This window comes from Xenorhabdus aichiensis (genome assembly GCF_028598775.1).
GTDB classification, from domain to species: domain Bacteria; phylum Pseudomonadota; class Gammaproteobacteria; order Enterobacterales; family Enterobacteriaceae; genus Xenorhabdus; species Xenorhabdus bovienii.
In genome coordinates this window covers 1-25,299 of record NZ_JAQRFO010000030.1, presented here as the reverse complement: position 1 = coordinate 25,299, position 25,299 = coordinate 1, and the positions used below count along the sequence as shown (strand labels likewise).

The 25,299-nt window shown below is 42.5% G+C and carries 24 protein-coding genes, 1 tRNA gene and 1 pseudogene; 16 read left to right on the top strand and 10 right to left on the bottom strand.

The annotated features are described in order from the left end of the window. The first annotated feature begins 11 nt into the window (after nucleotides 1–11). On the top strand, nucleotides 12–494 hold the full coding sequence (locus PSI22_RS13800; protein WP_273580242.1) for a hypothetical protein: 483 nt from the start codon (nucleotides 12–14) through the stop codon (nucleotides 492–494). Nucleotides 495–864: 370 nt separating this feature from the next. Beyond that, nucleotides 865–1,146, top strand: coding sequence for a DUF6694 family lipoprotein (locus PSI22_RS13795; protein ID WP_038202456.1), 282 nt, complete (start codon nucleotides 865–867; stop codon nucleotides 1,144–1,146). A gap of 344 nt (nucleotides 1,147–1,490) precedes the next feature. Here PSI22_RS13795 and PSI22_RS13790 read toward each other — a convergent pair whose 3' ends face one another. From PSI22_RS13790 to gloB, 4 genes are all read right to left on the bottom strand, one after another. After that, nucleotides 1,491–1,868: a RidA family protein gene (locus PSI22_RS13790; protein ID WP_273580241.1), complete on the bottom strand. Its 378-nt coding sequence runs from the start codon at nucleotides 1,866–1,868 to the stop codon at nucleotides 1,491–1,493. A 191-nt stretch (nucleotides 1,869–2,059) separates the two neighbouring features. Continuing rightward, complete coding sequence (locus PSI22_RS13785) at nucleotides 2,060–2,620, bottom strand: MepB family protein (protein ID WP_273580240.1); 561 nt, start codon at nucleotides 2,618–2,620, stop codon at nucleotides 2,060–2,062. A 430-nt stretch (nucleotides 2,621–3,050) separates the two neighbouring features. Further along, the gene (mltD, locus tag PSI22_RS13780; protein WP_273580239.1) at nucleotides 3,051–4,382 is read right to left on the bottom strand and encodes a murein transglycosylase D; all 1,332 of its coding nucleotides are present in this window, start codon (nucleotides 4,380–4,382) and stop codon (nucleotides 3,051–3,053) included. A 72-nt stretch (nucleotides 4,383–4,454) separates the two neighbouring features. Continuing rightward, nucleotides 4,455–5,210 carry a hydroxyacylglutathione hydrolase gene (gene gloB / locus PSI22_RS13775; protein ID WP_273580264.1) on the bottom strand — a complete coding sequence of 252 codons (756 nt, stop codon included), beginning with the start codon at nucleotides 5,208–5,210 and terminating at the stop codon, nucleotides 4,455–4,457. 40 nt (nucleotides 5,211–5,250) lie between these two features. Between gloB and PSI22_RS13770 the strand changes: the two genes are divergently transcribed. Further along, complete coding sequence (locus PSI22_RS13770) at nucleotides 5,251–5,967, top strand: class I SAM-dependent methyltransferase (protein ID WP_273580238.1); 717 nt, start codon at nucleotides 5,251–5,253, stop codon at nucleotides 5,965–5,967. Nucleotides 5,968–5,977: 10 nt separating this feature from the next. Here PSI22_RS13770 and rnhA read toward each other — a convergent pair whose 3' ends face one another. Then, nucleotides 5,978–6,448 (bottom strand): ribonuclease HI, encoded by a 471-nt coding sequence (rnhA, locus tag PSI22_RS13765; RefSeq protein ID WP_273580237.1) that lies wholly within the window; start codon nucleotides 6,446–6,448, stop codon nucleotides 5,978–5,980. A gap of 63 nt (nucleotides 6,449–6,511) precedes the next feature. Here rnhA and dnaQ point away from each other — a divergent pair, with 63 nt between their 5' ends. The 8 genes from dnaQ (at nucleotide 6,512) to fbaA (ending at nucleotide 14,423) form a co-directional block, all read left to right on the top strand. After that, the gene (gene dnaQ / locus PSI22_RS13760) at nucleotides 6,512–7,261 is read left to right on the top strand and encodes a DNA polymerase III subunit epsilon (protein WP_273580236.1); all 750 of its coding nucleotides are present in this window, start codon (nucleotides 6,512–6,514) and stop codon (nucleotides 7,259–7,261) included. A gap of 138 nt (nucleotides 7,262–7,399) precedes the next feature. Beyond that, nucleotides 7,400–7,476 (top strand) — tRNA-Asp (locus tag PSI22_RS13755). A gap of 228 nt (nucleotides 7,477–7,704) precedes the next feature. Further along, nucleotides 7,705–7,959 carry a YoeB-YefM toxin-antitoxin system antitoxin YefM gene (gene yefM, locus PSI22_RS13750; protein ID WP_038194114.1) on the top strand — a complete coding sequence of 85 codons (255 nt, stop codon included), beginning with the start codon at nucleotides 7,705–7,707 and terminating at the stop codon, nucleotides 7,957–7,959. Beyond that, on the top strand, nucleotides 7,959–8,213 hold the full coding sequence (locus tag PSI22_RS13745) for a Txe/YoeB family addiction module toxin (RefSeq protein WP_038186072.1): 255 nt from the start codon (nucleotides 7,959–7,961) through the stop codon (nucleotides 8,211–8,213). The genes yefM and PSI22_RS13745 overlap by 1 nt, the downstream gene beginning before the upstream one ends. Nucleotides 8,214–8,745: 532 nt before the next feature. Next, complete coding sequence (gene tkt, locus PSI22_RS13740) at nucleotides 8,746–10,740, top strand: transketolase (protein WP_273580235.1); 1,995 nt, start codon at nucleotides 8,746–8,748, stop codon at nucleotides 10,738–10,740. Nucleotides 10,741–11,015: 275 nt separating this feature from the next. Continuing rightward, complete coding sequence (gene epd / locus PSI22_RS13735; RefSeq protein WP_273580234.1) at nucleotides 11,016–12,035, top strand: erythrose-4-phosphate dehydrogenase; 1,020 nt, start codon at nucleotides 11,016–11,018, stop codon at nucleotides 12,033–12,035. Nucleotides 12,036–12,122: 87 nt separating this feature from the next. Continuing rightward, nucleotides 12,123–13,289: a phosphoglycerate kinase gene (gene pgk, locus PSI22_RS13730; RefSeq protein WP_273580233.1), complete on the top strand. Its 1,167-nt coding sequence runs from the start codon at nucleotides 12,123–12,125 to the stop codon at nucleotides 13,287–13,289. Between the two features lie 57 nt (nucleotides 13,290–13,346). Next, nucleotides 13,347–14,423: a class II fructose-bisphosphate aldolase gene (gene fbaA / locus PSI22_RS13725; protein WP_038194125.1), complete on the top strand. Its 1,077-nt coding sequence runs from the start codon at nucleotides 13,347–13,349 to the stop codon at nucleotides 14,421–14,423. A 273-nt stretch (nucleotides 14,424–14,696) separates the two neighbouring features. Here fbaA and PSI22_RS13720 read toward each other — a convergent pair whose 3' ends face one another. Next, the gene (locus PSI22_RS13720) at nucleotides 14,697–17,462 is read right to left on the bottom strand and encodes an RHS repeat protein (protein WP_273580232.1); all 2,766 of its coding nucleotides are present in this window, start codon (nucleotides 17,460–17,462) and stop codon (nucleotides 14,697–14,699) included. A gap of 162 nt (nucleotides 17,463–17,624) precedes the next feature. On the opposite strand from PSI22_RS13720, the gene PSI22_RS13715 reads away from it, so the two are divergent. From PSI22_RS13715 to uhpA, 3 genes are all read left to right on the top strand, one after another. After that, complete coding sequence (locus PSI22_RS13715) at nucleotides 17,625–18,689, top strand: serine hydrolase domain-containing protein (RefSeq protein ID WP_273580231.1); 1,065 nt, start codon at nucleotides 17,625–17,627, stop codon at nucleotides 18,687–18,689. Nucleotides 18,690–19,022: 333 nt separating this feature from the next. Next, entirely contained in the window at nucleotides 19,023–20,402 is a 1,380-nt protein-coding gene (gene uhpT, locus PSI22_RS13710; protein ID WP_273580230.1) for a hexose-6-phosphate:phosphate antiporter UhpT, read from the top strand. 139 nt (nucleotides 20,403–20,541) lie between these two features. Further along, complete coding sequence (uhpA, locus tag PSI22_RS13705) at nucleotides 20,542–21,150, top strand: response regulator transcription factor UhpA (protein ID WP_273580229.1); 609 nt, start codon at nucleotides 20,542–20,544, stop codon at nucleotides 21,148–21,150. A 118-nt stretch (nucleotides 21,151–21,268) separates the two neighbouring features. Here the strand turns inward: uhpA and PSI22_RS13700 are convergent, their stop codons facing one another. After that, nucleotides 21,269–21,733, bottom strand: coding sequence for a pyocin activator PrtN family protein (locus tag PSI22_RS13700; protein ID WP_273580228.1), 465 nt, complete (start codon nucleotides 21,731–21,733; stop codon nucleotides 21,269–21,271). 340 nt (nucleotides 21,734–22,073) lie between these two features. Between PSI22_RS13700 and PSI22_RS13695 the strand changes: the two genes are divergently transcribed. Both PSI22_RS13695 and PSI22_RS13690 read left to right on the top strand, forming a co-directional pair. Further along, nucleotides 22,074–22,613: a hypothetical protein gene (locus PSI22_RS13695; protein ID WP_273580227.1), complete on the top strand. Its 540-nt coding sequence runs from the start codon at nucleotides 22,074–22,076 to the stop codon at nucleotides 22,611–22,613. 98 nt (nucleotides 22,614–22,711) lie between these two features. Further along, on the top strand, nucleotides 22,712–22,942 hold the full coding sequence (locus PSI22_RS13690) for a phage tail fiber protein (protein WP_306310589.1): 231 nt from the start codon (nucleotides 22,712–22,714) through the stop codon (nucleotides 22,940–22,942). A 188-nt stretch (nucleotides 22,943–23,130) separates the two neighbouring features. Here the strand turns inward: PSI22_RS13690 and PSI22_RS13685 are convergent, their stop codons facing one another. The 3 genes and pseudogenes from PSI22_RS13685 to PSI22_RS13675 all read right to left on the bottom strand — a co-directional run. Next, nucleotides 23,131–23,772: a hypothetical protein gene (locus PSI22_RS13685; protein ID WP_273580226.1), complete on the bottom strand. Its 642-nt coding sequence runs from the start codon at nucleotides 23,770–23,772 to the stop codon at nucleotides 23,131–23,133. Between the two features lie 89 nt (nucleotides 23,773–23,861). Next, complete coding sequence (locus PSI22_RS13680) at nucleotides 23,862–24,458, bottom strand: hypothetical protein (RefSeq protein ID WP_273580225.1); 597 nt, start codon at nucleotides 24,456–24,458, stop codon at nucleotides 23,862–23,864. Between the two features lie 594 nt (nucleotides 24,459–25,052). After that, nucleotides 25,053–25,299: pseudogene (locus PSI22_RS13675) on the bottom strand (hypothetical protein); the annotation flags it as partial.

Here is a 25,299-nt window from a genome sequence, read left to right as displayed (position 1 = left end):
AAGGAGTTCTCATGCGTATATTGATGATGTTAGTAATCAGCATGGCACTGACCGGGTGTGTCACTAATGCACAAGAGTGTGATCCCACGACAGGGGATATGAGTATTATTGCGAAATTTAATTGTAATTACTCCGGGACTTGGGATCAGAGAGTCGTTGATAAAGAAAAAGTGCTACAGCATGAACAGACACTGAATAAAGAGTTCAAAGCGGTTTATGACGCTATTGAGCGCGAGAAAAAAGCGGGTCAGGCAAATTTGGAAAGCAGAAAACGTTCTCAGGCCACATTGCAAAAGTCGTTGAATCGCCTGTTTAGCCAGTTGAAAACTAAAGCCACAGGCAAAGTGAAAATGGAAAAACAGATCGCTGAACTGGAAAAACGTATGCGTGAAGCGCAGCAGAAACCATCGCAATCTGAAATGCAAAAACAACTGGAATTACAGCAGTTGCAGAACCAGCTTAATGAACTTCAGGACAGCCTGATGATACCATAATCGAATGTCGAGCCTATGCCAGTAGGCCTCTTGGTTGAAATATCACGGTATATACCCTATAACTCAGCCCGTCTTGATGATGACTATAACCATCAGACGGGCTGAGTTATTTTTCATTAAAATACTTGCTGCGGCGTTACATCACCCTTTTATCCACATTAATAACCTGCCTATTATCAATCAGAAGCACAACAAAGAACGTCAGAGGATATGACTAATAATTTCATTATTCTAAAGATAAATTTACATTTTTTAATAAAATAAAAGTGTTTACTTCTTTTTATATATTTAAATCGATATGTATGTATAATTTATGTTCACATTATGAGTTCTAAGGGATTGGATAAAACCAACTAATAAGGGTTAATTTATGAAGAAAATTATATTACCACTACTATTATCTATGTTTTTGGTTGGCTGTGGTGGCGAGCCAACATTTGATGCTTCGAATGATGAAGCGATGAAAGCCTCGGCTGAAAAAATGGCGAAAAATATGTCACCTGAAGAAATGGCAAAATTTGAAAAAGCGTTTTTGAAACTCTCCATGCAGTCTGTTTTGGTTGCCAAAGATGGAGATGATGCGTTAACGCTTATGAAGGAAAAACTTAACGGCAAAACGGCAAAGCAAATTATTGAAATGGCAGAGAAGTAATTTTTACATTACAGGTAATATAGTTGAAAAACAGGTTGTTAGTGCTGAATAAAGCAGGTAGGGATTAATTTTAAGATCTGGCAGATAAGTCACCTTGTTTGTGCTGCCGACGGTTTATACGTTATTGGCGATAAACTATTCGGCTGCTGCCGTGACGCTTAGAAAACAGCAGTTGATTGAGGTTGATGAGGTGGTGAATAATACCATTCAACGTCATTTGAGTGAAAATAAATAAAGATTGTTTTTTATTAAAGCCAGATGGCTGGTAACAGCGCCCATGTGATCAGAAATTGTTTGTTGGGTAGTGTGGGCGCTGTTTTTGTTGCTTTGGGAGATACTGTTTGTCAGTTACTCAGCGCAATAATAGACTCAATTTCTATTTGTAAATCTGGATGGATAAGATTTGACACTTCTATCAGTGAACAGGCAGGTAAGTTTTCCTCATAAAAGTCAAATAGTAAGGGGCGGATAAGAGGAAGTTGGCTGATATCTTTAACGAAAATAGTCAGTTTGACCAAATCAGACTTATGAAGTTTTTCTTGTTCAAGTATTGATGTGATTTGTTGCAGGACAGTAAGGGTTTGTGCTTTTACATCGTGACCTTGGGCTTCTGTACCTAATGCAGTTAAACCTGAAACATACAATAAATCATGATGTTTGGTTGCATGGACGTAAGGGCCTTTAACTTGAGGCAGATTGTTATAATTTATTCGCGTAACCAAAATACACTCCTTAATGATTGCCAAAATATGCAGGGATAAGAGATGTAATGAAAGATTTGAATACAATCAAATGGAAAATAAATATACACTTAAAATACTGTGTAGGCAAAATGAGAATTTATTGTTTTATTAGTTAATATTATTTAAATAAATTTCTGATGAAAAACAGTGAAATTTTCTGATTTATTGACTTAATAATCACGATAAGAAAATAGTTTATGGAATTGTTCGAAAGCTGCTATCTGGTTATCCAGATTGATAAAATACGAAGATTGCCATTTTTGCGTTTGAATCGCTTGTTTTGAAATAGGGGATACCCAAGATGGATAAATTCGTATGGCTCTTTTTCCTGCTTTAGCCTGAGTGGAAAAAATGCCTTTTTTAATCAGAATATGAGTGTTGAACAAAAAAATACCTTTTTGGTTACCGGAGTGTGTTGCAATCATGCAGAAATCGATATTATCCCTTTGCTCAAAGGGCATGATTTCTGAGTCAGGAGTAGGTCTTTTCCATAGTGTGACAAATTGCCCCATTTTATTCGGTGTTGTCTTTGCTTGGCGGAAAACTATCGCTTTACCATTAATCCCAAAGCGCATGGCATTGTATTCATGGCTTTCTTTTTCTTGGTAGGGTATGGTACTGAATTGAAATCCAGCGGGGCGTAAGAAGGATTTTTCTATTTCAGTAAAGGAATTAGGAATATGATCTGTATCTGATGGTAATGATCTACTAAAATTTTCTAATGGTAACAAGTTATACTCCTTTATTGACTTTAATTAATAAATTTTGTGGTTTGATATTCTAACTTAAATTATATATTTCTTTATTTTATTGTGATTATTATAACTTAAAAATGAAATGAATTTCAATGAAAATAAACATTCCATTTGTGGGTTAATTAACAATTAAACCTGAATGTGATTTAATAGATAACTATAAGAACTCCTGAATGATGGGAATTAAATGTAAAAATATATATTCAATAAAAACATTAAATCTAAAAACTATAACTTTATATATCATATTATGTATGAATATTTTGATGATGTGGATTTATTTTTCAAATAGGGTTTATGATGTTCTATATAAATATAAATGATATTGAAGATTAATATTCAGCGAAAAAACGCCCTGTCCAGAAGGACAGGGCGTTTCACATAATATAGAACAAACTAAACTGACTTAATTAGGATAAAGCGTCAGATTGATACCCGGCTTAATATCCTTGATTCTGATGCTTTTATTCCAGCTCATCAGGTCGTTAAGATTGACGCCGTGGCGTTTGGCGATGCTGAAAAAGGAGTCTCCCTTGCGAACCTGATACGTGACAGGGCCACTGCTATTGATTTTCAGCACTTGCCCGATCTTGAGCCGATCAGCCGTTTTCAAACTGTTTAATCTCTGTAACTCTCGGTGAGATGTTTTAAAACGTTTTGCAATGGCGGACAGCGTATCACCAGAATGAACCGTATACTGGTTCTGTTGCAGCAGCTGGCGAGTATTTTGAGCAACAGCCAGACGGATATCCTTCAAGACTTTTTCATCTGTCAGTAAGTTTTTAAACTGTTTGACGTTCCTTTTGGGCAGCATGATGTAATGCGGTCCATCAGGGGATGTTATGCCTTGCTTATAACCAGAGTTATATGCCCTGATTGATGTCAGGGACAGCCCAGATAACTCCGCCGCTTGTGACAGCGTGATCTGCTGACCAACCTCAACTTTGGCAAGTGCCTGCTGATTGTTGGGTTGTGGCAGCTTCAAGCTAAACTTGTCGTTATGGCGAATGATATTGCTGAGAGCTACTATTTTTGGAACATACTGCATCGTTTCGCGTGGCAGCGACAAAGACCAGAAATCCGTTGGTTTGCCCTTCGCCTGATTGTCTCTGATTGCACGTATGACCCGACCTTCGCCGCTGTTGTAAGCCGCGATAGTCAGCAACCAGTCTCCATTAAACCGTGCATTCAGATACTCAAGCATCTCCAGCGCTGCTGTCGTGGATGCAGCCAAATCACGGCGGGCATCGTACCATTTATCCTGTGTCAAGCCATAATGGTGGCCTGTACTCGGAATAATCTGCCATAAGCCAGCCGCTTTGGCATAAGAAGTGGCATGAGGATTAAAAGCACTCTCCACTATGGGAAGAAATACTACTTCCATTGGCATATGTCGTTGATCAAGCTGATCAACTATCCAATACATATACGGTTCTGCCCGTAACATCACATTTTGGAGATGACTCTTGTGTTTCAGATAATAATTTTGTTGCTCGCGCACCCTGTTGTTGTCAGGAATTTCCATCTTCAACTCATCACGGATATGTCCCCACAAATCTTGTTGGGTTGTCGGACTCTCCTTCCAGCTTGCAGTATCCTTTGGTTCTGCAATACCGTCTGTTTGCTGATTCGTCGAAGACATCTTCTGTGTATTTTGCTGGGAAGGGGTTTTTAATTGCAGACCCGATTGACACCCGGCAAGTAGAACAGAGGCGAACAAGATCGCTTTTGTCTTCATGTTCTCTTTTTATGTTTGCCTAAAAGGTGAGCGATCATACTGACCTATTACGCAGAAGACAACCCAACAAAGTCAAAATCGATCTTTATAAATTCTTAATTGCTGAAAAACAGAAGAAAGTGGTTTTGAATTAGGTTTAATGCCGATATTTTTTTGTAAATCAATGTCGTGACAATTCAGGAAAACGTTAACTTTTTTCTCTATTTGTAAAGTTGTTGGCACTGTTGGCTTATTATTTTCGCGAATACTTATAATTTTATTATAATAATCATGAATAGTTTCATTCTCAGGCAAAACTGCCCGTGCAAATTTCATATTAGCGGCAGTATATTCGTGAGCACAGCAGATTAAAGTCTCATCCGGCAATGACATGATTTTCTCAAGGGAAGAAAACATTTGTTCGGCTGTACCTTCAAATAATCGACCACAGCCACCAGAAAACAGAGTGTCGCCACAAAACAAATAGGGAGCCTGATAGAATGCAATGTGACCCAGGGTATGGCCGGGTAATTCCATGATGTGGAAATAATAATGACCGATCTCAATGGTGTCATGTTCATGGACAATATGAGTGGCGCCTTTGCTCCGGGTCTCTTCCGGGCCATATACGGGTAATTCGGTGTATTGTTTAAGTAGGCCAGCTACGCCGCCAACATGGTCGTGGTGATGGTGAGTCAGCAGGATTGCCGCAGGAATAAGTTGGTTGGCTGCTAAGATATCCATGACAGGCTGTGATTCAGACGGATCAACAATGACACAATGTTTGTCTTCATCACAAAGTAACCAAATGTAGTTATCTGAAAGGGCGGGGATCCTGATAATCTCCATTATATGCCTCATGTTTATAGTAGGTTGAAAGGAAGATGACATGCAATCAGCGCGTTCAATCAAGCAAATAACATCCCCTGCTTCTTGGGCTGAGTTGCCGTGGGGAGAGTATTACCGCGTCGCTCTGGAACGTCAATTGGAACCGTGGTGGCCGAAGATTTTTGGGCTTCATTTGGCGAAGCTGGGTAATCTGAGTGCAGAAATTGACAGCCGTGCCTGTCCGATCAGTCATCAGTTCAATATCGGCTTACTGGAGGGAAGTATGGATGTTATTGCTGATCCTTACTGCCTGCCTTTTGAAGCTAAATCTGTTGATGCCTGCCTGCTGGCGCATATGCTGACTTACAGCGCTGATCCACACTGGCTGCTACGGGAAGTCGACCGTATCATAACTGATGATGGCTGGTTGATTATCAGTGGTTTTAACCCGATCAGCCTGTTGGGATTAAGAAAAGTACTCCTGCCGATACACCGTCGTCAGGCTTATGAGGCTCAAATGTTTTCCATGCTTCGCCAAGTGGATTGGTTAAGTCTGCTCAACTATGAAATTGTTCATCATGCCAGCTTTTATGTTTTACCGTGGCAAAGCGGGAAAAGTTTTTGTAACCGTTCCACGTCGATATTTGGCTGTATGAATGTGATAATTGCCCGCAAGCGGACAATTCCCCTGACATTAAATCCCATGTGGGCGACATCGCTGAAACCAAAGTTCAGAAATGTATTGGGAGCGGCAAAAGATCTTCACCGACGCCAATAATTTTTACTGTTTAATTTCCACTTTCAGCATAACCATTATCAGGCAACGTGGGTGAATTGGCGGCGGTACGAGCCAATTCATCACACTGTTCGTTTTCTCGATGTCCTGCATGCCCCTTGACCCAGCGCCAATCGATATCATGGTCTGCTATGGCTTGATCCAGTCGCTGCCAGAGATCAACATTGATGACGGGGGACTTGTCGGCTTTTTTCCAGCCGCGTTTTTTCCAGTTGTGTATCCATTGGGTAATTCCTTGACGGACATACTGGCTATCGGTAGTCAGGATCACATTGCATGGACATGTGAGCGATTCCAGCCCTGCAATGGCTGCCATCAATTCCATTCGGTTGTTGGTCGTACGAAAATAGCCTTTGCTCAAGGTTTTTTCATGCTGCTGGTAACGGAGTACAACACCGTATCCACCGGGTCCGGGATTACCGAGGCAAGATCCATCGGTGAAAATTTCTACCTTTTTGCTCATATTTGGTAGACTCTTCCTATATCAACTTCAATCGAAACTCTAAGTCTGACACAAAAAAACACTATGAGCACTGCAATTACCCGCCAAATTGTCCTCGATACAGAAACAACCGGTATGAACAAGCTGGGGGTTCACTATGAAGGACACAATATTATCGAAATTGGAGCGGTGGAAGTGATCAACCGTCGTCTGACGGGGCGCCATTTTCATCTCTATATTAAACCTGAGCGTCTGGTTGATCCTGAAGCGTTTGAAGTTCACGGTATCAGTGACGAATTTTTGCAGGATAAACCAACGTTTGCCGATATTGCCGATGAGTTTATCGAGTTTATCCGGGGCGCCGAGCTGATTATCCATAACGCGACGTTCGATATCGGTTTTATGGACTATGAATTCCGCAAGCTTAATCGTGATATCCCGCCAACCGCAGATTTTTGTACGATCACGGATAGCTTGGTGCTGGCAAGGCAACTGTTCCCCGGCAAGCGAAATAACCTCAATGCATTGTGCGACCGTTATCAGATCGATAACTCGAAGCGTACTCTCCACGGGGCCTTGCTTGATGCCGAGATTCTGTCTGATGTCTATCTGACAATGACAGGTGGCCAGACATCGCTGACCTTTTCGATGGAAGGGGAGGTTTCAGGTGGCGCTCAGATGGCAGAAATCCAGAAAATTACGCGTCCCCAGACGGGATTGAAAGTGATCTATGCTTCTGATGAGGAATTGCTTCAACATGAATCCCGCTTGGATCTGGTTGAAAAGAAAGGGGGAAGCTGTCTATGGCGTCCGAAACCTGAACAGTTACAGTGACGGGAGCCGCAATAAGATAAAATAACTTCGTCATTAAGGTGAAAAACTGTGCAAGCGCACAATTTTGTTATAAAAAGCGATTGACGGATTATGCTGAGGCTCGTATTATCCACCCCGTTCTCAACCAGAACAGCATGCGGTGCGGTAGTTCAGTTGGTTAGAATACCGGCCTGTCACGCCGGGGGTCGCGGGTTCGAGCCCCGTCCGCACCGCCAGAATCTATAAGCCCTGAGTTTTTAACTCGGGGCTTTTTCTTTTTCCGGTTACTCTCAGCCACAGCCGGCAAAATAGCCCTTCCTTGATGACTGATCACGACCATGCAGGCAATGGTTGAAATATCGTTATGCTCAAGTGTTGACTGAATTTTGAACGTACAATATATTGTACAAATGATCCATGTGAATGAGTTTACTCCATCAAAAAGCTGAAATTGGATGGTTATAATGAAAGTCTTAACATATAGCGAAGCTAGACAGAATCTCTCTGAAACCATGATTAGTGTGGTTAACGATTGCAGCCCCGCCATTATTACCCGAAAAAACGGTGAAAGTTGTGTGTTGATGTCTTTGTCTGATTATGAATCCTTACAGGAAACTGCATACTTGATGCGTTCTCCAAACAATGCGAATCGTCTAATGGATTCAATTGCAGAATTGAGAGCAGGAAAGGGTAAGGCTAAAGAGTTGGATTTAGATTAATGAAAATTACTTTTTCTGACAGTGCCTGGGAAGATTATCTTTACTGGCAACAAACAGATAAGGCAATACTGAAACGCATTAATCAACTTATTAAAGATATACGTCGGCAGCCTTTTGAAGGAATTGGTAAACCAGAACCTTTAAAACATAACTTGTCAGGGTTCTGGTCAAGGCGTATCACTGAAGAGCACCGCTTGATATACGCTATTGAAGAAGATCAAATAATGATAGCAGCCTGTCGTTATCATTATTGAAAGATGTCCGAGTTCTTAACTCAGATTTCTTCTTTTTCCGGTAGAGAGAAAGCTGCACCGAGCCAGCGATTTTTTCTCCTTCCAGCATTATCAAAAACAGGCGATTACCAGACATCAGATCCGCTTCGACACCCTGCCAGTATTGTTTTGCATCGTTCGCATCAAGTGGAGCAATAAAACCGACAGAGGCACCACTTGGCTAGAAGAAATTGCTACTCATATATCATTACCCTGAAGGGGAGAAGGACTCGCTCTTTTTGCCTTGATCAACCTATAAAGTATCATGTCTAATACGTGACTTCCCTTTGCGCAAGTCACGGTATGAAATTATCTCCCATTTGCGCAAATGCACCTTCAGTTGTACGAATTGATCTGAAAATTTGTCATAACAACGGGATAAATCAAAGAATTGATGCCAGAGGAAAATTAAGATTGTTCCCGTTATCTGGCATTAATGATTGCGGTTTGTATGCCGCGCTGCGAAAATTAGTTCTTATGTACATTAACGCTTTCATCCGACTTGGAGTAAAGAATGACCACTCGTAAAACCCTTGCTAATGCTGTCCGCTTCTTGAGCATGGATGCTGTGCAGAAAGCAAAATCAGGGCATCCTGGCGCACCAATGGGAATGGCTGACATTGCCGAAGTGCTGTGGCGCGACTATCTGAATCATAACCCTGTGAACCCTAATTGGGCTGATCGTGACCGTTTCGTGTTATCCAACGGCCACGGCTCTATGCTGATTTACAGCTTGCTGCACCTGACTGGCTATGATGTTTCTATCGATGATCTGAAAAACTTCCGTCAACTGCATTCCAAAACCCCGGGTCATCCAGAATATGGCTATACTGCGGGCGTAGAAACAACGACTGGGCCACTGGGTCAGGGCGTCGCCAATGCAGTGGGTTTTGCAATTGCGGAACGTACACTGGCAGCACAGTTCAACCGCCCGGGTCATGATATCGTCGATCACCACACTTATGTATTCATGGGTGACGGCTGTATGATGGAAGGGATCTCCCATGAAGTCTGCTCTTTGGCGGGTACACTGAAACTGGGCAAACTGATTGCGTTCTATGATGACAATGGTATCTCCATCGATGGTGAAGTCGAAGGTTGGTTCACTGATGATACCGCTGCACGTTTTGATGCGTATGGCTGGCACGTTATCCGTGGCGTAGATGGCCATGACTCAGACGCGATCAAAGCCGCAATCGAAGAAGCACAGAAAGAAACAGGCAAACCTTCTCTGCTGATGTGTAAAACCATCATCGGTTTTGGTTCACCAAACAAAGCAGGCAAAGAAGAGTGTCACGGTTCTCCGCTGGGTGATGCGGAAATCGAAGCGACCCGCAACGCGCTGGGCTGGGAACATCCTGCGTTTGAAGTTCCTCAGGATATTTATGCTGGATGGGATGCTAAAGCAGCAGGCAAAGCTAAAGAAGCGACATGGGAAGAAAAATTTGCCGCTTACGCAAAAGCACATCCAGAACTGGCAGCAGAATTTAACCGCCGTACCCGTGGCGAGCTGCCTGCAAACTGGGAAGCCGAATCCAAAGCATTCATTGAGAATCTGCAACAAAATCCAGCTTCTATTGCCAGCCGCAAAGCATCACAAAATGCGCTGGAAGCATTTGGTAAAGTGCTGCCTGAATTTATGGGCGGCTCCGCTGACTTGGCTCCAAGTAACCTGACCATGTGGTCTGGCTCCAGACCCCTGAATGAAGTTCAGGACGGCAACTATATTCACTACGGTGTCCGTGAATTCGGTATGTCTGCCATCATGAACGGTATCGCTCTGCATGGCGGTTTTGTGCCTTATGGCGCGACATTCCTGATGTTTGTTGAATATGCCCGTAACGCGGTGCGTATGGCTGCGCTGATGAAAATCCGCAGCATTTTCGTATATACCCATGACTCCATCGGTCTGGGTGAAGATGGCCCGACCCATCAGCCTGTTGAGCAAATTGCCAGCCTGCGCGTGACGCCAAATATGAGCACATGGCGCCCCTGCGACCAGGTGGAATCAGCGGTCGCGTGGAAATATGCGATTGAACGTCAAAATGGCCCGACTGCCCTGATCTTCTCCCGTCAGAATCTGGCACAGCAGGCACGTACGGCTGAACAACTGGCGAATATCGAGAAAGGGGCTTATATCCTGAAAGATTGCGCAGGCCAGCCTGAACTAATTCTGATCGCGACCGGCTCTGAAGTTGAACTGGCGGTGAAAGCGGCTGACCAACTGAGCGCAGCAGGTCGCCAGGTTCGTGTTGTCTCTATGCCATCTACTGATGCATTTGACAAACAGGATGCCGCATACCGTGAAGCTGTACTGCCCGCCGCGGTTTCTGCTCGTGTTGCCATCGAAGCCGGTATCGCTGATTACTGGTTCAAATACGTTGGCATCAACGGTGCTATCGTGGGTATGGAAACATTCGGTGAATCCGCACCGGCTGATCTTCTGTTCAAAGAGTTTGGTTTCACCGTCGAAAACGTGGTTGCCAAAGCGACATCTCTGTTGAAATAATCAGTAAACGAAATGATAAGCGCATTCGCATCAATATCTGAGCGAATGCGCTCTTTTTTTATACAATTTTGCTTCGTTATCTCATTAATGACTCTTGCCATCGCGCTTTTTTTCTCGTAATCTGCGTCTATATTAGCTGAACCGTTTCAGTTTTAGCGCATAAAATGTCTTGTCTGTCACAATCTGATTAATTTTGTGATGAATCATCCGTACAATCAGCAGTTGCTCAGTTATTCTAAGCGGTTGCATGACCACAGAGAAATTCAGGGAGTAACATGACAATCAGGATAGCGATTAACGGTTTTGGGAGAATCGGGCGCAGTATCTTACGTGCTCTCTACGAATCCGGGCGTCAAGCTGAAATTTCGGTGATCGCTATTAATGAGCTGGCTGATGCGGAAGGTATCGCTCACTTATTGAAATACGATTCCAGTCATGGGCGTTTTGCATGGGATGTACGCCTGAACAACAGCTTATTGCAAGTGGGAGATGACAGCATCCGGCTGTTTCATCAACCGGATATTTCAGCGTTGCCGTGGAAAGAGTTGGGCATTGATATCGTACTTGACTGTACGGGCAAATACGGCGAGCGGGCGGATGGTGAAGCGCATATTGCCAGCGGTGCCAAAAAAGTTCTGTTTTCCCATCCGGGAGGGAATGATCTGGATGCGACCGTGGTCTATGGTGTGAATCACCATGAGCTGGTGGCGCAGGATTGTATCGTTTCCAATGCATCCTGTACGACAAACTGCATTATTCCAATCATCAAATTATTGGATGATGCGTTCAATATTGAATCTGGCACGGTGACAACCATCCATGCTTCCATGAATGATCAACCCGTGATTGATGCTTATCATAGTGATTTACGTCGAACCCGGGCGGCCAGTCAATCCATCATTCCTGTCGATACAAAACTGTCTGCGGGGATCACACGTATCTTCCCCAAATTCAGTGATCGTTTTGAAGCCATTTCGGTGCGGGTACCGACTATCAATGTGACAGCGATTGACTTGAGCGTCACGGTCAGCGCCGCAGTGGATGTCAGGGATGTGAACCAGCTACTGCAAGAATCAGCGGTAAGCTCGTTTCGTGGTATAGTGGATTACACTGATTTACCGTTGGTTTCAACGGATTTTAACCACGATCCCCACAGTGCCATCGTGGATGGCACACAAACGAGGGTCAGCGGGAAGCACCTGATCAAAACCCTTGTGTGGTGTGATAATGAGTGGGGCTTTGCCAATCGTATGCTTGATACGACGCTGGTAATGGCTGCGACGGGTTTCAAATAATCTTCTGTTGTGCCGGATGTTACTTGGACAAACGGTACTCAGCGGAGGATTGAGTAATTTTATAAAGAATCAATGAGAGGATTCACCATGTCTGTAATTAAGATGACTGATTTAGATCTGGCGGGTAAACGCGTACTGATCCGTGCTGATCTGAATGTGCCGGTAAAAGATGGCAAAGTTACCTCTGATGCACGTATTCGTGCGTCTTTGCCGACGATTGAGTCTGCGTTGAATCAGGGAGCCAAGGTCATGGTTACTTCTCACCTGGGGCGCCCGACTGAGGGAGAATACAACGAAGAGTTTTCACTGCAACCTGTCGTTGATTACCTGAAAGAAAAACTTTCATCTCCTGTTCGTCTGGAAAAAAATTATCTGGATGGCGTTGAAGTGGCGGAAGGCGAATTGGTGGTACTGGAAAACGTTCGCTTCAATAAAGGTGAGAAAAAAGACGATGAAACGTTATCAAAACAATATGCAGCCTTGTGTGATGTGTATGTGATGGATGCCTTTGGCACCGCGCACCGCGCTCAGGCGTCGACTCACGGCGTTGCTAAATTTGCGGCGATTGCTTGTGCAGGCCCACTGCTGTCTGGTGAACTGGAAGCCTTGGGTAAAGCGCTGCGCAACCCTGCTCGCCCAATGGTGGCGATTGTGGGTGGGTCTAAAGTCTCAACTAAACTGACTGTGCTTGATTCACTGTCTAAAATTGCTGACCAGCTGATTGTGGGCGGTGGAATTGCCAATACTTTTGTTGCTGCAGAAGGGCATAATGTTGGCCGTTCTCTGTATGAAGATGATTTGATCCCTGAAGCGAAAAAACTGCTGGAAAGCTGTGATATTCCGGTTCCTACCGATGTTCGTGTTGCCACTGAATTCTCTGAGACAGCGGAAGCAACGCTGAAATCCACCAGCGAAATTAAAGACGAAGAGCAGATCCTGGATTTGGGTGATGCTTCTGCGGAGCGTCTGGCTGAAATCCTGAAAGATGCCAAAACCATTCTGTGGAATGGCCCGGTGGGTGTTTTTGAATTTCCTAACTTCCGTAAAGGAACCGAAATTATTGCCCGTGCGATTGCTGAAAGTGACGCTTTCTCGATTGCAGGTGGCGGTGATACCTTGGCTGCCATCGATCTGTTCGGCATTGCTGATAAGATCTCTTACATTTCTACCGGTGGTGGTGCTTTCCTTGAGTTTGTCGAAGGTAAAAAACTGCCAGCCGTTGTCATGCTGGAAGAACGTGCTAACAGTAATTAAGTTGTGATAACGGGCAGCATTTGCTGCCTGTTCAATGTCAATACAGGACCACGTAACATGTCTAAAATTTTTGATTTCGTAAAACCGGGTGTCATCACTGGTGATGATGTTCAAAAAGTCTTTGCTGTCGCAAAAGAAAACAACTTCGCTTTACCAGCTGTTAACTGCGTCGGTACTGATTCCATCAACGCAGTGTTGGAAACAGCGGCAAAAGTACGTGCTCCGGTAATCATCCAGTTTTCCAATGGCGGTGCGGCATTCGTTGCAGGTAAAGGTTTGAAGGCAGAAGGCCAGCAGGCGGCGATTCTGGGTTCAATTTCTGGTGCTCATCATGTTCATCAGATGGCAGAATACTACGGCGTTCCTGTTATCCTGCATACCGACCACTGTGCACGCAAACTGCTGCCGTGGATTGACGGCCTGCTGGATGCCGGTGAAAAACATTATGCGCAGACCGGCAAGCCGCTGTTCTCTTCTCATATGATTGACCTGTCAGAAGAATCTCTGGAAGAAAACATTGAGATTTGCAGTCAGTATCTGGCGCGTATGGCGAAAATCGACATGACGCTGGAAATCGAACTGGGCTGTACTGGTGGGGAAGAAGATGGTGTTGATAACAGCCATCTGGACAGCTCTTCTCTGTATACTCAGCCAGAAGACGTGGCTTACGCTTATGAAAAACTGAACGCTATCAGCCCACGTTTCACTATCGCGGCTTCTTTCGGTAACGTTCACGGCGTCTATAAGCCAGGTAACGTCAAACTGACGCCAAAAATCCTGCGCAACTCACAAGACTACGTGTCTGAGAAGTTCAACCTGCCACACAACAGCCTGGATTTCGTTTTCCACGGTGGTTCTGGTTCCACCGCAGAAGAGATTCAGGAAGCGGTCAGCTATGGCGTAGTTAAAATGAATATTGATACCGACACCCAGTGGGCAACTTGGGAAGGTATTCTGAACTACTACAAAAAGAACGAAGGCTATCTGCAAGGCCAATTGGGTAACCCAGAAGGCGCAGACAAACCTAACAAAAAATTCTACGATCCACGCGTTTGGCTGCGTGCGGCTCAGGTTTCCATGATCGTTCGTCTGGAACAGGCTTTTAAAGAACTGAATGCGGTTGATGTGCTGTAATTGGTATCCTAATTAAATGTTTTGAACTGCACCCGTAAGCGATAATTATTTAGCTTTGAAAGGTGCAGTTTTATTAATTATATTTGGCAGTTTCACATAGTAAATGCAACATCGTTATTCTGGAAGTAGATAACTCTGTATTTCTTCAAATAAAAAATGAGAGTTACCTCATATTTTACTATATTTATATAGAAAAATGGATAACTCTTATTTTTAGATGCTGTTTTAATTTAATACTTATGTACTTTATATATTATAATTAAACAAGATTTTTTATAACTTTCCCCCGGAAAACATCTCTTTTATATCCACATTCATGGCGTTATTAGCGGTTATATCACTCAACAAGACATGAACATTTCTGCCATCCTGTTTAATTGAATGAATTTTAAAACGTGTTTCTCTGGGGAAGAGAATCTCAGCCTGTCCTGCTGGTGGGCCTTTAAGCCGTTCGGTCAAAGTCTTGCTTGAAGCCTGATCAAAAGCCATTTTTTCAATCGCATTATTGTATTGTGAAATATCAGCGATATTGACTCCTTGATTTGATAACAAAGCCATTTTGACATATCGAGTTTCACCTTTATCCTCTTTATGCTTAAAATCTAAAAAACCACGATGTGCTGATGTAGATAAATAAGTACGGTCTGAAACAATATCTCCGACATTCATACGGTTTTCTCCTTGAGAATGCCAGGGAGAGAAAGCCGCGTTATCTGCATAGGTCATAATGCGGTAAACGACCTTTTTTTCGTTATTTTCACTTTGCAGGGTTGATAATGCCCTATCTATGCCTTGTTGAACGATTGTACCCGTTTTCCCCTGCCGGATATCCTTATTAATAGCTTTACTACTGGTCGTGTAGTCTTTAAGAAACTGGCTATCTTTACCAATAGGATTCTGGGTTAATAGCTCATGAGATTCTTTTTCGGTCTGAGCAGCTATGGCCCGTTGCCTTTTGAATGGTTGAGATTTCATCATTTTTTGGAAGAAACGCTCTTCCAGACCAGTAAAAGAACCTTTTGCTATTGCAGCATCTTCTGTTCTATGTACTGGTGCTAGTCCCTTAACATCTAACAATTTGATAGGATTATTCCTCACCATCCGATATAAATTCAGCCCATCTATAGTTCCTGCTGGATCAGCACTTAACCATCTTCCCACCCACGGCTGATAATAACGGAAGCCATAATAATACAATCCCGTCGCATCCCGCTCTTTACCGGAATAACGAATCGTTTTGTAATGGGCTTCGGTCTGGTTTCTTGTTGCCCATACTGAAGTGCCACCATAAGGATAATATTCTTCCTCAGTGATAATCTGCCCTGTGCCATCCAATTCAAGTTGACTGCTGCCAAGCAGATTGTCATAGCTGTAACGCAGTTGATTATTATCGATATCCGTCGGTTTACCGCTCTCCCAATGCAGAACACGTACTTGTGCTCGACCCGCTTCACCAACACTAACCACCTGCAAATCTTCAGTAATACTATTCCCGTTTTTGGTGGTACGTAGTTCCAAACTCGTCAGATAGGCAACTCGCTGTTGTTCACCGATTTTCAGCATCCGGATACCGCCGCTGTCATAGCTATACTCTTCAAGGTTGTCGCTGCTGCCTGTTTTGTTCACCTGATGTAACTCTCCCCGTGAATTCCATTTCAGGCTTTGTCCCGGTATCAGATTCATTTGATGACCGCTGGCATCAAACTGCGCATCGACCTGTTCCGGTTTTTCGGCCAGATCTTGGGAGACGGCGTGGTTGCTGCGATTGGAAACGGTGATATTTAAGGTGTAATTATTATTGGTCGCTGGTGAACTGTGGCGGATTTGCAGCAGGTTGCCGGCATTGTCATAAGAATAGCTGCGGGTGTAGTTGGTATAGGTGCTGCTATCAATGGGGGAAACGGGAGAAGGAAGTTTATTGCTTTGCTGGCCGATATTCGCCATTTCGCGCCCTGTGGCATTGATAAGCTGATACAGGGAATCATAACTGTAACTGTTCTCCGGCACGACTTTCTGATTACGCCAGAAGCGGGTGGCTTCGGTATCATTGCGGATATTGAGCACGTTACCGACCGGATCATAATCGTAACGTAAATCTTGCAGCACTTTGGCATCAGACGGGCGGTGGGTGGTGATGCTGATTAACCGCTGAGTCTCTGGTTCGTAGGTGTAATCGGTGATCACGCCATTGCCATGCACTTCTTGCAGTTTTTGTCCGGCAGCGGAGTAAGTGAGTGATTTGAGAATGATTTGTTCATTCTGGTCTTTCAACGTCAGCCAGCTTCCTTTCAATTGACCGGCAATATCGTAAGCCAGACGCTGTAGATTACCTTTGGTATCAGTTTGAGTGAGAAGGGCGCTTGTGGCATCTACTGTGCTTTGGGTTGTGTGAAGAGTATTGTCCAGTGCACCAAGATTGTTGTCTGTCCAGTTGGCTCGCTGGTCATCAAGGATAAATTGTCGGGATTGCTTGAGTGTGGCACCTGTCAGCGAACAGCTTTGCAGTTGGTTCAATCCGGCGGGATCATAATGTTTGATACATTGGCCGACAAGGTTATTGTCTTTGGCTTGCTGACTATTGTCAGACCAGAAAAGGCGTTCCGTGATACGAGGTGAAGCATTGACTTCCTGCTCGCTGACGCTCAATAGGCGTCCCGGCAGGGAAGGCGCTTCATACTGCCATCGTTGCGTGACACCCGTGGCGGTGACAGCCATTATTGGGCGCCCCTCAATATCATTCAGTGTGACGGTTCGCCCTGCATCAACACTGTCTGTAAGTAAAATTTGGCCGTTTAAATCATGCTGCCAGATAAAATTGGGCTTGATGGTACTGTCATTCTGCTGGCTGGCATACAGCCGGGGATCAAGACTCTGGATAAGAGAACCTTGGATATTATATTGGTGGCGGGTAATACGGGTATCGGTTGCATTGTTCACTTCGGCACGGTGATAACCTATATCTCGAACGTGTAAACCCCGGTTATCAAGCACACTCACCATCGGGGTTTTGTCATAAAGCGCGGGGTTGAAACTACTCATCTATGGCTTCCTCTAAATTTAGTTTGAGAGAACGATCCTAGTATGATACAGCGAATAGATAGACTGATATTTATTAAAGTTTAATCAATTTATTCAGGTATATTTGGTGGGAAGAAGAGGTTCTTTACATGTGTACGGAAAGCATAAATTGGAGGTTGTTTAATGGCGGTGATGAATACAGTTGCTTTACAGCGGGCACTTGATAATTGGCTGCTTTTCTCTCCCTGTCTGGGGGTTAATGTCACTCTATCTGATTCCCTTGGTAATCATTGGCATAGCGCTAGCGGGTTTGAACAATTTGAAAATAAAACAGAAATGAAAGCATTACAGCAGTGTTATATCTATAGCATTACCAAAACATTTACGGCGATCCGGATACTGCAATTAGTTGAACAAGAAAAACTGGCATTGGATTCACGATTGACGGAAATACTTGGTCATTGTGGGCTCGATCCGACTATTACGATCAGACAGCTTTTGAATCATACTGCGGGTGTCCCTAACTACACCGAGTTTGATGGGTATGATGCGGCAACGAAGGCGAGTCCGGGGACTCCTTGGAGCTATGATTATACGCTGGCGTTGAGTGGTGAAAAAGGCATGAAATTTTCTCCGGGGGAGGGGTGGGATTACAGTAATACCGGATACATGCTATTAGCTAAAGTTATTGAGGTGGTGACGGGAGAATCATTTCAAAAAAATATTAATGACGGCATCATCTTGCCGTTAGAGCTCACTAAGACATATGTTGCCAGTGATATCGATCGCGGCACCGTTATTCCGGGTTTTAGCCGTTGGCTTAATCATAATGATGTGATGGAAAACATAACGGGAATATATCATCCTCATTGGTGCAAGACAGAGTTGATGGTTTCAACGACCAAAGAGATATGTCAGGTGTATCAAGCACTATTTCAAGGTAAAATCCTCAGCCCCGCTTTATTAGCGGAAATGTGTAAACCCATTTCGATTGGCAGAAGTGCTGGCCCTTTTTATCGTAAGCCAAGTTATGGGATGGGATTAATGATCGATTCTGAATGGGGGCACGGAGGGTTGTTCGGTCACGGTGGTGAAGGGCCGGGATTTAATACATGGGCGCTTTATCTGCCTGAGTATCAGGAACGCGCCTTGGCGATATGCATTTTTTGCAATACCAGTATGGCAGGACAGCCTATTTATTTAGTAAAAGATCTTTTGCGCGTGCTCGGCGCATCATTCACTGAATAACAAAACATTCCGATTTCTTTTGAAGGGGTAGCATGGAAAAATGGGATTTGTTTTTCCTACGGCGGGTTTAAGCTGTTTTAAAATAACCGAAGTTCAGGTTCAGCATACAAATATTGTGACCCCTCTCACGCTTTATGACCGATAAGAGTAAAACTAGGAAAAATTCCTAATTCAACTAAGACTGTAGCTCAAGCCAATCTTTCTCCACTTTTTTAAACTTCTGGGTAATGACAATACCGACGAAAACTCTCGCTTTTCTGCGATCTCCCTTTTTTGCTTCCTCCTGCATCAACAAAAAAGGTTTTCCTTATCGTGATTATCTGAGGATTTCACATGTTTAAAATTCTAGATCAAATTCGCAAGCCGACGCTGGATCTTCCGGTCGAAGAGCGCCGCAAAATGTGGTTTAAGCCCTTCATACAGTCGTACTTGGTGGTTTTTATTGGCTATATGGCCATGTATCTGGTGCGTAAAAACTTTAACATAGCCCAAAACGACATGATCTCCACTTATGGTCTGTCGATGACGGAGCTGGGTTTGATCGGGCTGGGGTTCTCTATCACTTACGGGATTGGCAAAACCGTAGTGTCTTATTATGCCGATAGCAAAAATACCAAACAATTCCTTCCCTTTATGCTGATCCTGTCTGGCCTTGCCATGATCGGTTTCAGTATGAGTATGGGCAGTTCCAACATCAGCGTTTTCCTGATGGTGGCGTGTTATGCACTCAGTGGCTTTTTCCAAAGTATTGGCGGGCCTGCCAGTTATTCCACCATTACTAAATGGACTCCCCGTAATAAACGCGGAACCTATCTTGGCCTTTGGAATATGTCACACAACGTGGGTGGCGCAGGAGCTGCCGGGGTTGCGCTATTTGGTGCTAATTACCTGTTTGATGGCCATGTGGTAGGGATGTTTGTTTTTCCTTCTATTATTGCCCTAATCATTGGTTTTATTGGCTTACGCTACGGCAGTGATTCGCCAGAAAGCTATGGTTTGGGTAAAGTCGAAGAATTATTTGATGAAGCCGTCAGTGAAGAAGATATCGCGGCAGAAGAAAATCAAATGACCAAACGCGAGATCTTTGTTGAATACGTATTGAAAAACAAAGTGATTTGGTTACTCTGCTTCGCCAATATTTTTCTTTATGTCGTGCGCATTGGTATCGACCAATGGTCAACCGTGTATGCATACCAGGAATTAGGTCATTCAAAAGAAACCGCGATTTCCGGTTTTACCTTGTTTGAAGTTGGGGCGCTGGTGGGTACGTTGATGTGGGGATACCTGTCAGACTTAGCCAATGGCCGTCGTGCGCTGGTTGCCTGTGTTTCTCTGGGCTTGATTATTGTCTGCCTTGAGTTCTACCAACATGCCACCAGTGAGTTCATGTATTTGTCCTCTCTGTTCGTACTCGGCTTCTTGGTATTTGGCCCACAATTGTTGATCGGCGTGGCTGCTGTTGGTTTTGTACCGAAAAAAGCGATCAGTGTGGCCGATGGGGTTAAGGGGACGTTTGCTTACTTAATCGGTGATAGCTTTGCCAAACTCGGCTTGGGCATGATTGCCGATGGCGTCCCTATTTTTGGTTTAACCGGCTGGAAAGGCACCTTTGTTGCACTGGATGCTTCGGCATTTATCTGTATCGGCTTGCTTGCTTTTGTTGTTATTGCGGAAGAGAAAAAAATCCGAAAAGCCAGAAAGCACTGCCAATAACTTTGAAGAAATACACTGACGCCATTGCCTGAACGCAGTGGCGTTTTCTGCTTATCTTTTATCTCAATGTTCAGTCTATTGCGAAGCGACATCGATAACGGTAGTTTATGTTGATTCCCACATCCGGTAATAAATAACAATGATTAAAGTAGCATTAGTCGATGATCATGTTGTGGTACGCTCTGGTTTCGCCCAATTAATGAGTTTAGAACCCGATATCGAAATCGTCGGCCAATTCAGTTCATGTGCTGAGGCCAGAAATGGGCTGCCAGGCTCAGGAGCAACGGTTTGTATTCTTGATATTTCGATGCCAGATGAGAGCGGGCTTTCATTGCTGCAAGATCTCCCTTCCGGTATTCACTGTATTATGCTCAGTGTTCATGATTCTATCACTATGGTAGAAAATGCATTGAAGGCGGGAGCCCGTGGTTATCTCAGCAAACGCTGTAGCCCGGATGAGCTGCTTCAGGCAGTGCGTACGACGGCAAATAATGGCTGTTATCTCACGCCGGATATTGCGCTGAAACTGGCGTCATCAAAAAATAGCCAGACTTCATTAGATCGCTTGACTAACCGAGAGCGGCAAGTGGGTGAAATGCTTGCCAGAGGTATGGATGTCAAGGTTGTCGCGGCCGAGTTGGGATTGAGTCATAAAACAGTGCATGTTCATCGCGCCAATATGATGAGTAAATTGGGGGTGACAAATAACGTGGGTTTAGTGAATTATTTTACGACTAGTGATCTCTAATGCGTCGATATTTGATCGGGTTAATTATGTTATTAATTAAAGTGGTATTTTATTAAGGAGTGCTATTGGGGTGCTGTAATGGCAGCGCCCGGATAGTTTTTGACGGGTTTTCATTAGTTCATTTTCTTTTAAATTGTATCCTCTCCAGTTCTTTTGAGGCCTGTTCTATTTGCTTATCAATGTGTGCCGCAAGATCATTTACATGAACGATTCTCGGTGACTTCTGGCTGTCGTTTAACTTATATGTAGGGATACCCAGCTTACCTCGCTTATTACGCGCTTTCTCCACGGGTGTTAACTTCACTTCTGCCACTTTCGGCGTGGGTGGCAGAGGAGGGCAGATACCCTCATGAATGTAAAAGTTCTGTCTGAGGCGGTGGATAATCTGATTCGTGTAATCCCTGCCGTCGTCGATGTGGAATGTTGCCCTAACAAGCACATCGTCAATGTCTGCCTCCAACTCTCTTACCTTCTGCTCGGTAGCTTCGAAAGCGTCTTTATAAAGCAGCAGAACGATAAAAACAGGGTTGCCGTAAAGCTTGTTTGTGAAAGCGCCAAATCGTAATCGACAAGCTGCTTCCATGCCTGAGGGTTCTATGAGTACCGCATCCCTGCCAAACATCAAATATGGGTAGGCCAGATACATTAATAATGAATGAATTAATACCTATTGTCATTTTATTGTTAATTAAATAAACTAACCACCATTATTAAATCATTTATTGCAAATATAGTTGTTGTTTGGGTTTTTATTAATGTAACCAATAGTGTCTTTTTTTGTAATAAATTTATATTTTCATGAGTGTTTTTTTTGATGTTTTATTTTAATTTTATTTCAGTATGGTGAGATGTGTAATCGACTTGTGAATTTAATATGGGTCCATTATTGTATTTTATTATGACTAATTAATGAGGATATTAAAATGAGTAATAATTTCAACTTATTTGTTGCACTTGATTTTGACAAAATCATGGCAAAGAATGCATTCTCTGTTAGTAAAGAAGTACCGAAGAAAATCGAAAGTAGTATGATTCATATGCTATTTTTTGATGAAAAAGAAAACAAGCTTCTTGATAAAGGTGGAGAGGTATTAACGCTTGACAATGTAGTACGTGGTGATTCGATTTATTGGAGTTTAATTAAATTACCAAGCTATAAAAGTTATTATACGGCTGTGATAACTAAATATTCTAAGACTGGGAATAATGATCAATTTATATCTTCACCACGCTTAAATGTTGGAACCATAACAATACCATATATAATCAATGACGATACAAAAGTAATAGACACTGCAAAAATCAAAAATAATTATTGGTCAAGTGACGTAAGGTTTGATAAAGATGTTAAAGTTCAAACTTATAAAGGAAATATTACACTATATGATAGTGATGGAAATGATTTTGGTTATTCTTATTTTGAACATAAATTAATATTAAGTACAAACAATGAAAATTCGTAATAATTTTTCCTCTTAAGTTCAAGGCTGCGCTCCGGCGTGGCCTTTTTCATATGTGCAGTTTGCAGGATTCTGCCACCTCGTGATAACGAATCAAATTGATGACCTACCACCGGGAGCACCCCAACGTGCCAGCATTCGCCAGAAATACACGAGAGGGTTACTCTGATGGTGATTTGATTGATATCCCCAGCGGCAGGTTTGTCTCTGTTCGAGTGCAAATGTCAGCCACTAAGGATGATACAAAAATTACTCCGGTTTGGTGTGGGATTTGGAGCAGAAAGGGGTGGAAGAGTGAGGTTGATATGAACCCGCAGAAAGTCGCGGGGTAGAAAATAATTATAGTGAAAATTTTTATTACGGGAAGACAAGAAAATAAGAAGTAATGGCATCCCTGCCATTTAATAATTACTGTATATGGGTTTTTATATATATTAATATTCCATCCATAGGATATTTGTTCTGTGGCCGTAGATACTGAACCTGATTTTTCAGTAACAAATACAAAATGCTCAGGCATTCAATAACGGGGGCCATAAATACAAATTGGCGGTACCAGAAAAAGGCCATGCCATTTTGTATACCCTAGTTTCTTAGCATGGTTTTTGAGGTCTTCGAGGTCTTCGGGGTCTTCGGGGTTAATGATAAAATCCAATATTTCCGCTTTTCCAGAGCCATTTTTATGCGACCAACAAGTTTTATTTCCATACAAGACTTCTCTATAAAAATGATAACTCCATTCCTCTCCGTTCTTACCCGCATAACCAGAAGCTAAGCCAACCCGCCATACTGGATAATCCTCGTCAGGGGGAATCATGTCATTTTTAATCTTGATTATTTTATCATTATTAATGCCTTCTAAAAGTTGAACATCATCTGTTGGTGGTTGGCAATCTAATCCATTATATCCAGGATGATATCCAGGGTGTGGCCACTTGCGCGATGCAGGTATTTTTATGTTACAAGCATAGGCATAACAATTATTAGATTCACGAAAAGGTGTTTCATTCCAAAATTTATCATTAAACTTTTCTACTTGGTAACTGTAGTGAGGTTCATCATCTTTAAGAACAGTTACAGATAATAATTGAGTGCTTCCATTTTCATCCAGATCTTCTGTAGATGAAGAATACTTTATGTAACATGTTTTATCTTCTGTCATAGTATATCTCCTGTTATTTTAAATAGTGGTGCATTTTTATCAAAAAAACTAAGCATGAATTAGTACAAGATATTAAATATTATGAATAATTATTTATTATCTGGACTTTGTGTAGCACGAAATGAGAAAACTCCTGTGCTTGACTCACCTGAATTTGACACAAATTTAACTTCATTCCTTGTGAGAATAATTTTGTTATTAGATGCATCTTCTTCCCTCAAAATGTGTTGTTTATAACCCGCAGTACTTTCGCTATTAATAAATGAGTTTGCTATTAGTGTGGTTGTAGCAATAGCTGCGGCTATCGCTTTTGTCGTAGGTTCAGGGGATGTAATAGCCGTTTGTAGTGCTAGACCGGATACAATAGGTAATAGTTGCCCTCCTATCTTTTCATATGTGTCAATGGTACCCCTGTAATTATGAGGACTGGTTAAATGTGTTAAACCATCTTCTGTTGTCCATGTTACCATCCACCAATCTCTGCCAGTTGTAAAATCTCCGGTATGATATTCTGCTTTCATGATTTTCATAGTACAAGCTCTGTTATCTATACCTTCTCCATCGTTGTCGAATCTGTTATTATATACATCACTATATTTATGGAGCACTTCAATACTTAATATTTTTTGTTCAGTTTCGTTACAGATAGCAACATTTGCAATTCTTTTTTGTAAATCATAAATCATAAATCATAAATCATAAATCATAAATCATAAATCATAAATCATAAATCATATTGTTTATCCTTCTTATCGATTTATATGTAATGCATCCAGAATCTGAAAGGAGAGAATATTTCTATTGGGGTAGTGATTGAGTAATGTTGTTTTCTTATGCCATATATTGTTTTTTTTAAACTTAATGTAAATTATATTTTTTGTTATTTATTTTCTTTAAATGTTATTCTTTTGTGAATTATCATGTATCACAAATATAAACTATATTGGGGTTTATGTGGTTGATTATATATATTCTATAGTTACTTATAATTAAGTGTTAAAATACTCAATTTAAAATTCGTTAAAATAAACAATAACTGTTTTTAATGAAAATAAATGAATTTGTGTAAATTTTTTTATCTTGAATAATTAAGACTATTGTTAGAAGGAAAAATTATTTTTTAACTAATTGATAATGCTTGGATTTTCTAATGGAGAAAGCTGGAGATAACTGTATATAGATACAGGATTATTCGGTATGCAAGGAGGGTACGAAACTACAGGAAATCCTATAGTTTCTTTCTCGGGATTATCCCACATGTCAAAGGGCAGATTTCTGTCCTATAGCGACAGTAGCTTCCTTTCCCACCTCTCCACAATCTCCGGCTTCTCTTTAGGTGGTCGGGGTGGAATCTTTTTCTGCTGCATCAGTCTATTAAACTTATCATGTAGTGATTGTGGGTACAGTTCTGTGTATACCTGCCACAATACATTGAGAGATCGGTGACCAGTAACTTGAACAACTTCTTTAATAGAGAAGCCAGCTTCAAATAATCGACTTGCTCCCTCTCTGCGGAGGTCTTCAATG